Origin of the sequence: Microvirga puerhi (genome assembly GCF_020089865.1) — a bacterium.
Lineage (GTDB): Bacteria > Pseudomonadota > Alphaproteobacteria > Rhizobiales > Beijerinckiaceae > Microvirga > Microvirga puerhi.
Window position 1 is genome coordinate 184,638 of the sequence record NZ_JAIRBM010000003.1, and the last position, 13,012, is coordinate 197,649.

Sequence of the window (13,012 nt, forward strand, 5' to 3'; positions counted from 1 at the left end):
AGGTGGTCAAGCTATGCCCGTGACTTATATGCGATAGAGTTGCCGATACATCGCAAGCGCAACAGGCAAGAATGGCGGTGGCGACATCATCACTTTCGCACCTCCGCCTCGGTAACGAGCGGGCGACCTGCCGAGTGACAACGCTAAAGTGTGTAGGGTTCAATGCCCCAGATCTTTACAGCGTCGGCCGACACGCGCCTTCGCGCCATCGCCCTGATCTTGGCGGCCGGCATCCTCGGCGGTGGGATGTTTATTGGCGGCTATATGAACTCAACCTATACGACACGCATCGGCTGGGTCCAAAACCAGCCCGTTCCCTTCAGTCATGAACATCACGTGGGTGGTCTTGGTATCGATTGCCGCTACTGCCATACGGCGGTCGAAACCAGCGCGCGTGCCGGCCTGCCGCCGACCCATATCTGCATGACCTGTCACTCCCAGATCTGGACAGGAGCACCAGCACTGGAGCCTGTGCGCCAAAGTCTCGCATCTGACAAACCATTGGAGTGGAACAGGGTCGCGCGCGTGCCCGACTATGTTTTCTTCAATCACTCCATTCACATCAATCGCGGTGTCCCTTGCGTGGAATGCCATGGCCGTGTCGATCAGATGCCGCTCATGATGCAGGCCAAGCCGTTCCAGATGCAGTGGTGTCTCGACTGCCACCGGGATCCCGCGCCGCACTTGCGCCCTCCCGATCAGGTGACGCGTCTCGACTGGACGCAGTGGGAGGCTGACAAGGACCATGAGGTCTATGGCAAGCTCATGGTCAAGGCCTTTGGCATCGAGCCGAAGCACCTCGATTCCTGCAACATCTGTCACAGATAAATCTGGCATGAAGCAGCTCCCCAGCCAGCACCCGGAAACAAAGACTCGCTCCGCCATTCGGCGCCATCCGGAGGGGAAGGGCGAGCGTTCGTTCTGGCGTAGTCTTGAGGAACTGGCAGGCACGGAGGAGTTCCGCCGTTCCTTGGAAGCAGAATTCCCATCTCTTGCGCCCCTCGATCTTGATCGTCGCACCCTGCTCAAAGCCATGGGCGCATCCCTCGCCCTTGCCGGGCTCACAGGCTGTCAGGTTCAGGAGGATGAAAAAGCACTTCCTTATGTGACCGCGCCTGAGTTCAATGTGCAGGGTGTCGCCAAATGGTACGCCACCGCCGTGACCATGGGCGGCTATGCGCAGCCTGTTCTCGGGAAAACCCTTGACGGACGCCCCGTCAAGCTTGAGGGCAACCCGGATCACCCCTTCTTCGAAGGCCGGAGCAATTCCTTTACCCAGGCAGCCTTGCTCGATCTCTATGATCCTCACCGGTCGCGCGCGCCCCGTTATCTGGGCAGGACAGCGACCTGGGACGCATTTGACAAGGCCATGCTCGAGAATGCGGCCCGGATGGACGCATCACAAGGAGAGGGCTTCCGTCTTCTGACGGGAACCGTGACATCTCCGACCTTGCAGCGTCAGATCGCAGAGCTGCTTCAACATTGGCCCAAAGCGCAATGGCATGTGTTGGAGCCGATCAACGAAGATTTCCGACGCGAGGCTCTGCAGCTCTTGTTCGGGCGTCGGTTGGACGCGCACTATCGGCTTGAGGAAGCAGACGTCATTGTCAGCCTCGACGACGATCTCTTAGGCTCAGGTCCTCGTCAGACCTTGCATGGGCGTTCATGGTCGAAACGCCGTCTGGCTTTTCAAAAGGGACAGGGTCGTTGTCTCCTTATGGCGACCGAGCCGTCGCCGACGCTGACGGGCATCACGGCATCGGACCGCCTGATCGCTTCGCACAGCAGGATCGAGACTCTGGCAAGTGCACTGGCCCATCAGTTGGACGCCGGCATCGGCCGGGCTGCCAATCTGACGCCGAAGGAGCAGACCTGGGTCAGCAAGGCCGCCGATGCCCTCACAGCCAGCAGGAGCCGCTGTCTGGCCACGATCGGCGCACATCATCGACCGGAGGTGCAGGCTCTCGGTCTCCTCATTAATGAGCGTCTCGGGAATTTCTCACGCACGATCCGGTTCACCGAACCCATCGCTACAATGCCTCCGGAAGGCGAACGCTCCTTCGATCGGCTTTGCGAGGATATGGCATCAGGGCGGGTCGCCACTCTTGTGATGATAGCCGCAAATCCTGCCTACGCTGCGCCCGAGGATAGGGGCTTTCGTGACCATCTCGGCAAAGTCGGCCTCGCGGTTCATGCAGGTCTTCATTACGATGAGACTGCAGCGTTAAGCCAATGGCATGCCCCCTTACCGCACGAGCTCGAGTCCTGGAGCGATGCGCGAAGCCCGGACGGGTTGGTGGGTCTCATCCAGCCCCTCATCCGTCCCATTTACGACGTCCGCTCTGCCCATGTCGTGATGGAGAATCTGCGTGGGCAATTCGGAGGTGACGATCACGCGATCGTGCAGGCCACGTGGCGTCAGGCGTGGAGCGGCGCTTTCGATCAGCTATGGCGTACGAGTCTCCATCGCGGCTTCATTGAGAGGAGTGCCTATCCCGACATCGTCATAGAAGCCATTCGAGCCATCCCGCCGACTCCGCCCTCCCAGAGCGAGCCAACTCTGCATCTCATCGTCAGGCCCGATCCGACGATCTGGGATGGACGCTATGTGAATAATCCCTGGCTCCAGGAGTTGCCTAAGCCGCTGACGAAGGTGACATGGGAAAACGTCATCCTCGTCTCTCCGCAACTTGCCGAGGAACGCAAGATCAGCAATGGCGATACGATCCGGCTTGTCACGGATCGGACCAGCGTCACGGGCCCGGCCTGGATCATGCCTGGCCAGGAAGCCGCGACGGTTGTCGTCACCCTGGGTTATGGCCGAGGTCCCTTCGGGAGTGCGATGGATCAGATGGGCTATGACGCCTATCGACTCCAGGCGGCCGAGAGCCCATGGCACCGATCCGATGTGAAGCTCGAGACGACAGGGCTGAAACAGGATGTGGCGACGACGCAGAAGCATCATGCCATCGATGGCTTTGACTTCATCCGCACGGTCGCTGCTCCAGATGAAGAAGTAAAAACAGGCCGGAACTCTCCACCACCTTCCTTTTATCCTCCCACGGTGAAAAACGATCCTTCCTGGGGTATGTCGATCGATCTCGATACTTGCATCGGATGCAATGCTTGTGTCGTCGCCTGCGTGGCGGAAAACAACATTCCCATGGTGGGAAAGGAGCTCGTGGGGCAAGGCCGTGAGATGCACTGGCTGCGGATCGATCACTATCACGAGGGCGAACCGAACGATCCCCGTCATTACTTTCAGCCGGTACCCTGCATGCATTGCGAGCAGGCTCCATGCGAGATGGGATGCCCCGTGAATGCCGCCGTTCATAGCTTCGACGGCATGAACCTTCAGGTCTACAATCGCTGCATCGGCACACGCACCTGCTCATCGTTCTGTCCCTACAAGGTGCGCCGTTTCAATTGGTTCAACTTTACCGAGAACGATCCGCCGGAGATCCAGGCTGTCCGAAACCCGAACGTCACCGTTCGTGCCCGTGGCGTCATGGAGAAATGTACTTACTGCGTGCAGCGCGTGAGCGACGTCCGCATTCAGGCCAAGAAGGAGGGAAGATCCATTCGTGATGGAGAGGTCGTGACAGCTTGTCAGCAGGCATGCCCGACCAGCGCCATCGTCTTCGGCAATGTCAGCGATCCCCAGTCGCAGGTCAGTCAACGCAAGGGATCGGGACGCGACTATAGTCTACTGGAAGAGGTCAACACTCGCCCGCGCACAACTTATCTGGCGCGGATCGAAGAAGACCTCGCTCCCCAAAAGCAGAGCAAAGAGGGTAAGGAATGACGCAACAAGTCAGTCCCGGCGCCCACGGTTCGTCTCTGAATCGCTATGCAGCGATCACCGGCGAAATCACGCAAATTCCAATCTCGTTCCCGCAGAGGCGGAATTGGTGGATCGCCTTTGCCTTCGCTCTGACCTTGCTATTGATCTTCTTCGTCTCGGCCATCGTCGTTTTCTGGAACGGAGTCGGTGTGTGGGGCATCAATATCCCTGTCAACTGGGGCCTGGCGATCTCCAACTACATCTGGTGGCTCGGCATCGGCCATGCCGGGACCTTGATATCAGCCATGCTGCTTCTCATGAACGAGCATTGGCGTAACGCCCTCAACCGCTTCGCCGAAGCCATGACGCTTTTTGCCGTCGTTTGCGCGGGTCTCTATCCCATCCTGCATCTCGGGCGCTTCTGGTACTTCTATTGGATGGCTCCCTATCCCAATACGATGAACATCTGGCCGCAATTCAAGAGTCCGCTGACCTGGGACTTCTTCGCGGTTCTCACGTATCTCATCGTGTCCGTTCTCTTTTGGTATATCGGCGTCATTCCCGATCTCGCCGCCACGCGTGACCGTACCCAGAAACGGCGACAGCAGGTTTTCTATGGCCTTTTCGCACTCGGATGGCGCGGTTCGGCGCGGCACTGGGCGCGCTGGCAACAGGCCTATCGCCTGACGGCGGCCATCGCGGTGCCGCTCGTCGTTTCCGTCCATTCCGAAGTATCGCTCCTCTTCGCCGCCGGGCCCATTCCCGGCTGGAACTCCACGGTCTTTCCACCCTACTTCGTGTTGGGAGCAGCGTTCTCGGGCTTCGCGGTGGTATCCATGATCGCGACTGTCCTGCGGTATGCTTTCGACCTAGAGGATCTTGTCACCGCCCGCCACTTGGACCTTCTGGGAAAGCTTCTGCTCGCAAGTGGATTGATGACGTCCTACGGCTACATATCCGAGGTTTTCTTTACTCTGTATTCAGGCGTTCAGCATGATGTGCTGACCTTGCAGCATAGACTCGGGGGCACCTATGCCTGGAGCTATTGGGGCGCCGTCATCTGCAACTTCGTGCCGCTGCAACTGCTCTGGTGGCATAACATCCGAACGAATCCGCTGCCCCTCTTTCTGATCGGGCTTTCCGTGACGGTCGGCATGTGGTGCGAGCGCTACATGCTTCTGGTGACGGCTCTCTACAAGGATTATCTCGTTTCTTCCTGGGGCGAGTATCATGCCAGCTTCTGGGAATGGAGCCTTTATATCGGCACACTCGGCGTCTTCCTGGTGCCGTTTCTGCTCTTCGTGCGCTTTCTGCCCATGATCTCCTCCTTCGAGATCAAGGAAGCATTGTATGAGGAAGAAGAAAGGGGGCGTGATGCGTGAGCCTGCGCCTCACGAACCCATCTTCGGAATACTGGCCGAGTTCAGCCATCCGGATGCACTGCGGGATGCGGTTCGCAAGACATATGCAGGAGGATACACCCATATCGATACCTATACTCCCTTTCCCATAGAGGGCTTGGCCGAGGCGCTCCATTTTCAAGACAGCCGCGTTCCGCTCCTTTGCCTTGCCGGTGGTATCACGGGAGCTCTGACGGGCTATGGGATGCAGGTCTATACGAACCTAGACTTTCCCATCGATATCGGCGGACGGCCTTTGATATCCTGGCAGGCCTTCATGCTCATTACGTTTGAGCTGACGGTTCTCTTTGCGGTTCTTTTTGCCATTGCGGGCATGCTTCTTTTCAATCGCCTGCCGCGGTTGAATTATCCGGTCTTCGACATCGAAAGCTTTCATCTCGCCTCATCGGATAAGTTTTTTCTCATCGTCTTCAGCAACGATCCTCGTTTTGATCCGGAAGAGACGAGCAGCTTCCTGTCGGATTTGGATCCTGTGCGCGTGGATCAGGTCGGAAAAGCGGAGGAGGCAGAATGAAGTTCTTCTGCCTCATCCTCCCGCTTCTGCTGACGGCTTGCGATAATTTGGACCATCAGCCGCGCGATGATCACTACAAGAGGACTTCTCTCTTCGCCGATGGCAAGGTTCTGCAATCGCCGCCGCCGGGCACGGTCGGGCGAGATGATCTCGCTCTGGAGGCCGCTCTCACTACACGCCCGCCGCTGACCCAGGCGCTCCTGGAGAGAGGGCGGGAGCGGTATGATATCTATTGCTCCGTCTGCCACGATTTTTCAGGCTATGGGCAAGGCACGGTTCCCAGTCGCGGCTTTCCTCATCCGCCAAGCTTCCACATCCCCAGGCTGCGCGCTGCTCCTCCAGCCTATTTCGTCGATGTCATCACCCATGGTCATGGGGTGATGTACTCCTATGCCGACCGTGTGGCACCGGCAGATCGCTGGGCCATTGCGGCCTATATTCGTGCTCTCCAGGTCAGTCAGGACACATCGGTGACGGCTCTGTCGGATGAGGAGAGAACCAAGCTGGAGGCCGCTCATGACCAATGAGCGCAGCCCGATACCCTTGTGGTGGCCCATCGCTGGGTTTGCGCTTTGCGTTCTGTCGCTTCTAGCGTGCCTGTGGGATCCGCAGGCCGCTTTGCGTGCCTGGCTGGGAAGCGCTTTTTTCTGGAGCGGTATCCCCATCGGAGCACTTCTGCTGCTGATGACGATGCGGCTCATTCCGGGGGGCTGGGCCAACGAGCTTCTGGTTTTCGCAGAGACGGCGACGCTGCTCATGCCTTTGGCCGCCTTGATGTTCATTCCCGTTCTGCTTGGGATAGGTTCCATCTATGACTGGGCTGACCAACCACCACGAAATGCCTTTCAAAGCATCTACCTGATACCCTGGTTCTTCGCAGCAAGAACCCTGATCTGGTTTGCGCTTCTCGGAGCATTCACCTTCCTGCTTTCACAGCGGCGGGGGAATTTCACGATCCTGTCCTGCATCGGACTTCTGATCTTCGTGCCGATGAGCACGATGATTGCCGTCGATTGGATCATGTCTCTCGATCCAGCCTTCAGTTCTTCGGGCTTCGGCCTTTATATCCTCTCGAGCCAAGTGGGCACATCTCTGGTTTGGATCAGCGGCACTGCTCTTCTGCTCAAACCTCATCTGAGGCGCATCAGTCTTCTGTCGGGGCTTTTGCTCTTGCTGCTGTTGCTTTGGACTTATTTCGCCTTCATGCAGTACATCATCACATGGTCGGGCAATCTTCCGCAGGGCGTTCTCTGGTATAAGAGACAGTCGTCGGAAGGCTGGTCGCATGTGGAGTGGGCCATATCCGGTCTGCACCTTCTCCCGGCTTTCATTCTCATGCTTCCCGTTCGGTCCTCGAAGACATGGCTGTTCGCCATGTGCGTTGCAGTGTTGGCCGGGAAGATTCTGGAGGCATCTTGGCTGACCCTGACCGGTGTCACATCGCCTCTCAGTCTTGGTCTCTTCGTGCTGTCATTGTCAGGCACGGGTCTCATCGTCGCGACCGCTTTCATGGAGACATTCAGATACCGCGTCAGTGCCCGCTCCCCATCGAGCGTCGAAGTAGGAGAGGCATCATGAGCGACCATCAAGCCAAAGGCTATGAAGCATCCGACGTTTCAGTCAGGGGCGTAGCCTATGTCCTTGGCATCCTCTTCGTCTGCCTTGGCCTCACAGGAGGTTTGGTCGCGGGCATGTTCGCGCTTTTCTCTCAGAGAGAGGACCATTCCGCTGCAAGTCCGCTGGAGATGCGCGTCTTGTCTCCTCCATCGCCGCGCCTCGAAGTCTCGCCTGCGGGCGACCGGGCGGCGGTGGAAGCGAGAGCACGCGGCCGTCTCGAAGGTTACGGCTGGACCAATCGGGAAACTGGGCGTGTGCATATTCCCATCGAGGCTGCCATGCGGCTCACGATCCAGCAGGGCTGGCAGGACGAAACCGGAAAGCCGCAGCCATGAGATCCCTGTTCGTGCTTTTTCTGGCCGTGTTCTCTCTCAGCGCTGCGGCTGCTCCGTTCAACGCATTCGAGGTGGCAGGGATCGATCGGCGACCCGACGCGCAAGTGCCGCTCGACGTCGTGGTTCGGGATGAAACCGGCAGAAACATTTCGTTGCGCGCATTGGGAAGCGGAAAACCCATCATCCTGATCCCCGTCCAACACCAATGCCCCAACATCTGTGGCGTCACGCTCGGTGGAATTGCCAGCGCTGTCCTGGCTCAGCCCTACAAGCTCGAGAACGATTTTTCGCTCATCGCCTTCGGCATCGATCCGAAGGAAACCTCTCGCGAGTCGGCCGCCTCGCTCAAGGACTTGCAGGTTCGTCTTCGCGAGCTCGCGGCTCGTGGCGGTCTCCATGCCGTGACGGCGTCGCCCGAAACCACGAAAGCGGTGACGGATGCCTTGGGCTATCGCTATGCATGGGACGAGCAACTGGGCCAATTTGCCCACATCGCAGCCACGGCCGTTTTGACGGAGGATGGACGCCTCGAGCGCTGGCTTTACGGCCTCAACCCGGATCCATTGGATTTACGGCTTGCGCTCACCGAGGCCGGTCAAGGCCGCATCGGCGGATGGGGTGAGCAACTTCTCCTGCTTTGCTATCACTACAACCCGCAGACGGGGCAATACGGTGCGCTCGTGTGGCTGATGCTGCGCATCGGAGGCGGCCTAACGGTTGCGATTCTGTTGGCCTTCCTCATTCGTGCTTTCATGCGTGAACGCAGGGAACGCATGTCATGAGGTCGGATCTGCCCCTCTGGCCGGACCAAGCCTCCGCTCATGCGAGTGCCGTCGACATCCTCCTCTATGGCTTCACCGGCCTGATTTTTGCCCTATCGGTTCCAGTCTTCATCCTCATCATCGTCTTCGCGGTACGGTATCGTCGCGGCCGCAAAGTCAATCGCCGGCACCAGGTTAACCGGAATGCGTTGCTCGAAGTGTCGTGGTCGGTGATCCCCTTTCTCTTGATTCTGTGCTTTTTCTTCTGGTCGGCTTGGCTCTTCTTCGATCTCAAGCATCCTCCTGCCAGCGCACTTGAGATCGATGTGGTGGCGAAGCGATGGATGTGGAAGTTTCAGCATCCCGGTGGGCAGGGGGAAATCGACGAGCTGCACGTGCCAGTCGGTGAGCCTGTCAAGCTCACCATGATCTCGCAGGACGTCATTCACAGCCTCTACATGCCGGCCTTGCGTCTCAAGCAGGATGTCCTGCCCGGGCGCTACACCACCATGTGGTTCCAAGCCGATAAGCCGGGCATCTACCGTCTCACCTGTGCCGAGTTCTGCGGCACCAACCACTCCCTGATGGGAGGGCATTTCGTCGTCATGGCGCAACAGGATTATGCGCGATGGCTCCAGGAATCGGGTGTGGATCAGACGCTTGCGGCGCAAGGCGAGACGCTTTTCCGCACCTATGGTTGCAGCGGGTGCCACAGCCCGGCCGCGACCGTTCACGCCCCCTCGCTCGACGGGCTCTACGGACGGCCCGTTGCACTGCAGGGCGGCGAAACGATCATCGCCGATGAGCAATATATCCGGGACAGCATTCTCTTGCCGCAGCAGCAGATGGCGGCGGGCTATCCGTCCATCATGCCCACGTTCAAAAATGTGCTGGGAGAAGACGATCTGACGAAGATCGTCGCATACATCAAGTCGCTGAAAGCGACGCAATGGCGAGAACATCCATGACCGAGCGCCATATTCCCGAAACCGACGTCGAGAAGGTCAGCTACCTCAGGGCAGGCCATAGCCTGCGGTCCTGGCTCCTCACCACGGATCACAAGCGCATCGCCATCCTTTATCTTTATGCCGTCACATTCTTCTTCTTTATCGGTGGTGCGGCGGCGGCTCTGGTGCGAATAGAACTCCTGACGCCCGGGGGCGATTTTCTGACAAACGAGGGATATAACCGCACCTTCACGCTGCACGGCGTCATCATGGTGTGGTTCTTCCTGATCCCATCTATTCCCAACACCTTCGGCAACTTTCTCATACCGCTAATGATCGGCGCGAGAGATCTGGCCTTCCCGCGGCTGAACCTCTTGAGCTGGTATATCTATCTGCTCGGCGGCACGCTCACTCTTTACGTACTGGTGGCGGGAGGTGTCGATACGGGCTGGACGTTCTATACGCCCCTGTCCAGCATGTTTGCCAACGGCAATGTGGTGGCGGCGACCGTTGCCATTTTCATCGCAGGCTTCTCGTCGATCCTGACAGGCCTCAATTTTATCGTCACAATTCACACTCTGCGCGCTCCGGGCATGACCTGGGGCCGACTGCCTCTCTTCGTCTGGTCGCATTATGCGACGTCGCTGATCCTCGTGCTGGCAACGCCGATCCTCGCGATCACACTCGCCCTGATCGCGGCAGAGCGGCTCTTCGGAATCGGCATCTTCGATCCGTCGCTGGGCGGTGACCCGTTGCTTTATCAGCACCTGTTCTGGTTCTATAGTCATCCGGCCGTCTACATCATGGTTCTGCCCGCGCTCGGAGTGGTGAGCGAGCTTGTGGCGGCTGCGGCCCGCAAGCCTGTCTTCGGCTACTGGTTCGTCGCCTTCTCTTCCATTGCCATCGCCATCATCGGCTTCCTGGTCTGGGGACATCACATGTTCGTATCCGGCCAGTCGATGTATGCGAGTGCGGTCTTCTCGTTCTTGAGCCTTGCGGTGGCAGTCCCATCCGGCATCAAGGTCTACAATTGGACAGCCACTCTTTACAAAGGCCATATCTCGCTGGATCCACCTTTTCTCTTCGCCATGAGCTTCATCGGGCTTTTCGTCTTCGGCGGATTGACGGGCCTGATTCTCGCCATGCTGGCCATCGACGTGCACGTGCACGATACCTATTTCGTCGTTGCGCATTTCCATTACATCATGGTGGGCGGAACGGTATCCGCTTTCTTCGGTGCGCTGCATTTCTGGTGGCCCAAGATCACCGGGCGCGAGTACATAATGGTTTGGGGCAGATTGACCGCGATCTTCATCTTCCTCGGCTTCAATCTGACATTCTTCCCGCAATATCTTCTCGGCTATCTCGGTATGCCGCGCCGCTACCATATCTATGATCCGTCCTTCCAGGTGCTTCATGTGATGTCGTCATTGGGCGCGAGCCTCCTAGGCGTCGCCTATGTCCTGCCCTTCACTTACCTCTTCTATTCTCTGCGCTACGGTAAGCCCTCTCCTCCGAATCCCTGGGGCGTGACAGGTCTCGAATGGACCACGCCCTCGCCGCCGCCGAAGCAGAACTTCGATCAAATTCCGGTCGTGACGACAGGGCCCTACGATTATCCGGTCGAGATGGAAGACCGCCGATGACCCAGGGCAGTCCGGTTCACGAGCCATATACGGAGGCCAGCCAGCAGCATGAGGCGAACATGCTGGGCATGTTCATCTTTTTGGGAACCGAGATCATGCTGTTCGGCGGCCTGTTCGCTGCGATCATGGTTTATCGGATCGAACATCGGGAGCAGCTGATAGAAGCGTCGAAGCGTCTGTATCTCTGGATCGGCACCGCCAACACCGTCATTCTTCTCACTTCGAGCCTGCTGGTTGCCCTGGCCGTTCAAGCGTCGCGCGCGGGCTCGCGTCGCGTGGGGGCGACCCTGCTGGTCGCGTCGGCTTGCATGGGAGTTGGTTTCCTCGGTCTCAAGGGTATCGAATATGCCAAGGAATGGCAGGAAGGCCTTCTTCCCCTGACAGGCGTCCGCCATGCGTTCTCGGGGCCCGTCCAAGAGCTTTTCATGGGTCTGTATCTTGCAGCCACAGGACTTCATGCAGTGCATCTGACCATCGGCATTGCACTGATGGTCGGTCTGTCCTGGCGCGTGGGGCGCGGCTCGCTTCGCCTCCCGCAGAAGGCCTTGACGGTCGAACTTTGCGGGCTCTACTGGCATTTGGTCGATATCATTTGGATTTTCCTCTTTCCCGCCCTTTATCTGGTGCGCTGAGATGGCTCGCGCACAGATCCTTCAAGCTATCCTGATCTGGGTTTTGCTTCTGATCCTGCTAAGCCTGACCGTTGGCGCGAGCTTTCTCCCGCTCGGTCGCATGAACCCTGTCGTCAGCATGGGTATTGCCCTCATCAAGGCGAGCCTGATCTTCTGGTTCTATATGCAGTTGAAGAAGGAGCGCGGCCTCGTCCGATTGGCTGCGCTAGGGGCCGGAGCGTGGTTGCTCATTCTATTTCTTCTGGTTTCAAGCGATGTTGTGACCCGGGGATCATTTTAGATCGCGCTCGTGCCCCAACCTGTCGGTGTCAAAGACCACAAGCTGCGCCTCTTAGATCATCACCTCACAGCCACGGGTATTTGGCTCAACCGCAGCAAGTTCCTGGGGACCGCTTTGGCCGAGGGTCTTCTGTAGAGTGGTCATCGCGAACCCTTCCGATACACCATGCAGAGCTATGGAAAGGCACTTCGGCGCCGTCCGACGGATCGGGAGCATCGTGATGAACAACAGAACATTCAGCCCACGCACGTCGCTGCGCCTTGCGGCCGGGCTGCTGCTCCTGGGGCAACTCCTCCACATCGCGATCACCCGGTTTCACGCCGGCGGTGACGCCAATAATCACTCTGCCATCTTCGCTGTATATGCCGGCAACACGATCTGGGGGGCCGTGCACCTCGGCCAGTTCGCGAGCATGGCGATCCTGCTCGCAGGGCTGATCGCCTTGTTCTGCGCCCTGGATGTTCAGGGCGGTGCGGCGAGATGGGCGGGTCGCCTCGGTGCTGCTTCTGTGGCCGCGGCGCTGGCGCTGTACGGCGTTCTACAGGCGGTGGATGGAGTCGCCCTTAAGCAGGCTGTGAATGCATGGGCGAGTGCTCCAGACGCCCAGAAAGCGGCGCGATTTGCGAGTGCCGAGGCAATCCGCTGGCTGGAGTGGGGAGTAAGAAGCTACCAGGACTTCACCCTCGGCCTCGCTCTGCTTCTGTTCGCAGTTGCGGTCGTGCAGACGACTTGGATCCCGCGGACGATTGCGGGCCTGATGGGTCTCTCCGGTTTCATCTATTGGGTTCAAGGCTGGTTGGTTGGCTCCGAGGGCTTTTCGCCGATGCACTCGGTTGCAATCGTGCTGACCTGGGTTGTGAGTGCGGTATGGATGGTCTGGCTGGTCATCGTGGCTTCGCGGATGCAAGATTCGGGGCACGCCGATACGAGTGCAGGCCACCCCAGCATCAGCTAGCTGTCGCCCTCTCGCCCTCTGTCAAATTCCGGAAGCGCACGCGCAGCCTGAGCGCCATATGACCTCTTGGCAAGTTAGCTTGGCTCGACGCATCCGATCGTGATTAACGTAACGATTCCG

Annotated in this window: 13 protein-coding genes; all 13 read left to right on the forward strand. The window is 58.5% G+C overall.

The window, feature by feature from the left end:
- Window positions 1-162: 162 nt before the first annotated feature.
- The 13 genes from K9B37_RS05265 (at window position 163) to K9B37_RS05325 (ending at window position 12,892) form a co-directional block, all read left to right on the forward strand.
- Window positions 163-828, forward strand: coding sequence for a cytochrome c3 family protein (locus tag K9B37_RS05265; protein WP_224311837.1), 666 nt, complete (start codon window positions 163-165; stop codon window positions 826-828).
- Window positions 829-835: 7 nt separating this feature from the next.
- Complete coding sequence (locus K9B37_RS05270) at window positions 836-3,805, forward strand: TAT-variant-translocated molybdopterin oxidoreductase (RefSeq protein ID WP_224311838.1); 2,970 nt, start codon at window positions 836-838, stop codon at window positions 3,803-3,805.
- Window positions 3,802-5,166 (forward strand): NrfD/PsrC family molybdoenzyme membrane anchor subunit, encoded by a 1,365-nt coding sequence (gene nrfD / locus K9B37_RS05275; protein WP_224311840.1) that lies wholly within the window; start codon window positions 3,802-3,804, stop codon window positions 5,164-5,166. Before K9B37_RS05270 ends, nrfD begins: the two co-directional genes overlap by 4 nt.
- Complete coding sequence (locus tag K9B37_RS05280) at window positions 5,135-5,719, forward strand: DUF3341 domain-containing protein (protein ID WP_224311842.1); 585 nt, start codon at window positions 5,135-5,137, stop codon at window positions 5,717-5,719. Before nrfD ends, K9B37_RS05280 begins: the two co-directional genes overlap by 32 nt.
- Entirely contained in the window at window positions 5,716-6,246 is a 531-nt protein-coding gene (locus K9B37_RS05285; protein WP_224311843.1) for a c-type cytochrome, read from the forward strand. Before K9B37_RS05280 ends, K9B37_RS05285 begins: the two co-directional genes overlap by 4 nt.
- Window positions 6,236-7,297: a hypothetical protein gene (locus tag K9B37_RS05290; protein WP_224311844.1), complete on the forward strand. Its 1,062-nt coding sequence runs from the start codon at window positions 6,236-6,238 to the stop codon at window positions 7,295-7,297. The genes K9B37_RS05285 and K9B37_RS05290 overlap by 11 nt, the downstream gene beginning before the upstream one ends.
- Complete coding sequence (locus tag K9B37_RS05295; protein ID WP_224311846.1) at window positions 7,294-7,671, forward strand: hypothetical protein; 378 nt, start codon at window positions 7,294-7,296, stop codon at window positions 7,669-7,671. The genes K9B37_RS05290 and K9B37_RS05295 overlap by 4 nt, the downstream gene beginning before the upstream one ends.
- On the forward strand, window positions 7,668-8,453 hold the full coding sequence (locus K9B37_RS05300) for an SCO family protein (protein WP_224311847.1): 786 nt from the start codon (window positions 7,668-7,670) through the stop codon (window positions 8,451-8,453). The genes K9B37_RS05295 and K9B37_RS05300 overlap by 4 nt, the downstream gene beginning before the upstream one ends.
- Window positions 8,450-9,400 (forward strand): cytochrome c oxidase subunit II, encoded by a 951-nt coding sequence (gene coxB / locus K9B37_RS05305; protein WP_224311848.1) that lies wholly within the window; start codon window positions 8,450-8,452, stop codon window positions 9,398-9,400. Before K9B37_RS05300 ends, coxB begins: the two co-directional genes overlap by 4 nt.
- Window positions 9,397-11,025 carry a cytochrome c oxidase subunit I gene (locus K9B37_RS05310; RefSeq protein WP_224311849.1) on the forward strand — a complete coding sequence of 543 codons (1,629 nt, stop codon included), beginning with the start codon at window positions 9,397-9,399 and terminating at the stop codon, window positions 11,023-11,025. Before coxB ends, K9B37_RS05310 begins: the two co-directional genes overlap by 4 nt.
- Window positions 11,022-11,657 carry a cytochrome c oxidase subunit 3 gene (locus K9B37_RS05315; RefSeq protein ID WP_224311850.1) on the forward strand — a complete coding sequence of 212 codons (636 nt, stop codon included), beginning with the start codon at window positions 11,022-11,024 and terminating at the stop codon, window positions 11,655-11,657. The genes K9B37_RS05310 and K9B37_RS05315 overlap by 4 nt, the downstream gene beginning before the upstream one ends.
- A gap of 1 nt (window position 11,658) precedes the next feature.
- Window positions 11,659-11,937, forward strand: a complete 279-nt coding sequence (locus K9B37_RS05320; protein WP_224311851.1) for a cytochrome C oxidase subunit IV family protein — start codon at window positions 11,659-11,661, stop codon at window positions 11,935-11,937.
- 220 nt (window positions 11,938-12,157) lie between these two features.
- A complete protein-coding gene (locus tag K9B37_RS05325; protein ID WP_224311852.1) occupies window positions 12,158-12,892 on the forward strand; it encodes a DUF4386 family protein in 735 nt (244 codons plus the stop codon).
- Window positions 12,893-13,012: the final 120 nt, after the last annotated feature.

Bases quoted from the DNA above. Each gene is read 5' to 3' on its own strand.
- K9B37_RS05265 (WP_224311837.1), top strand. From the start codon at position 163: ATGCCCCAGATCTTTACAGCGTCGGCCGACACGCGCCTTCGCGCCATC.
- K9B37_RS05270 (WP_224311838.1), top strand. From the start codon at position 836: ATGAAGCAGCTCCCCAGCCAGCACCCGGAAACAAAGACTCGCTCCGCC.
- nrfD (WP_224311840.1), top strand. From the start codon at position 3,802: ATGACGCAACAAGTCAGTCCCGGCGCCCACGGTTCGTCTCTGAATCGC.
- K9B37_RS05280 (WP_224311842.1), top strand. From the start codon at position 5,135: ATGAGGAAGAAGAAAGGGGGCGTGATGCGTGAGCCTGCGCCTCACGAA.
- K9B37_RS05285 (WP_224311843.1), top strand. From the start codon at position 5,716: ATGAAGTTCTTCTGCCTCATCCTCCCGCTTCTGCTGACGGCTTGCGAT.
- K9B37_RS05290 (WP_224311844.1), top strand. From the start codon at position 6,236: ATGACCAATGAGCGCAGCCCGATACCCTTGTGGTGGCCCATCGCTGGG.
- K9B37_RS05295 (WP_224311846.1), top strand. From the start codon at position 7,294: ATGAGCGACCATCAAGCCAAAGGCTATGAAGCATCCGACGTTTCAGTC.
- K9B37_RS05300 (WP_224311847.1), top strand. From the start codon at position 7,668: ATGAGATCCCTGTTCGTGCTTTTTCTGGCCGTGTTCTCTCTCAGCGCT.
- coxB (WP_224311848.1), top strand. From the start codon at position 8,450: ATGAGGTCGGATCTGCCCCTCTGGCCGGACCAAGCCTCCGCTCATGCG.
- K9B37_RS05310 (WP_224311849.1), top strand. From the start codon at position 9,397: ATGACCGAGCGCCATATTCCCGAAACCGACGTCGAGAAGGTCAGCTAC.
- K9B37_RS05315 (WP_224311850.1), top strand. From the start codon at position 11,022: ATGACCCAGGGCAGTCCGGTTCACGAGCCATATACGGAGGCCAGCCAG.
- K9B37_RS05320 (WP_224311851.1), top strand. From the start codon at position 11,659: ATGGCTCGCGCACAGATCCTTCAAGCTATCCTGATCTGGGTTTTGCTT.
- K9B37_RS05325 (WP_224311852.1), top strand. From the start codon at position 12,158: ATGAACAACAGAACATTCAGCCCACGCACGTCGCTGCGCCTTGCGGCC.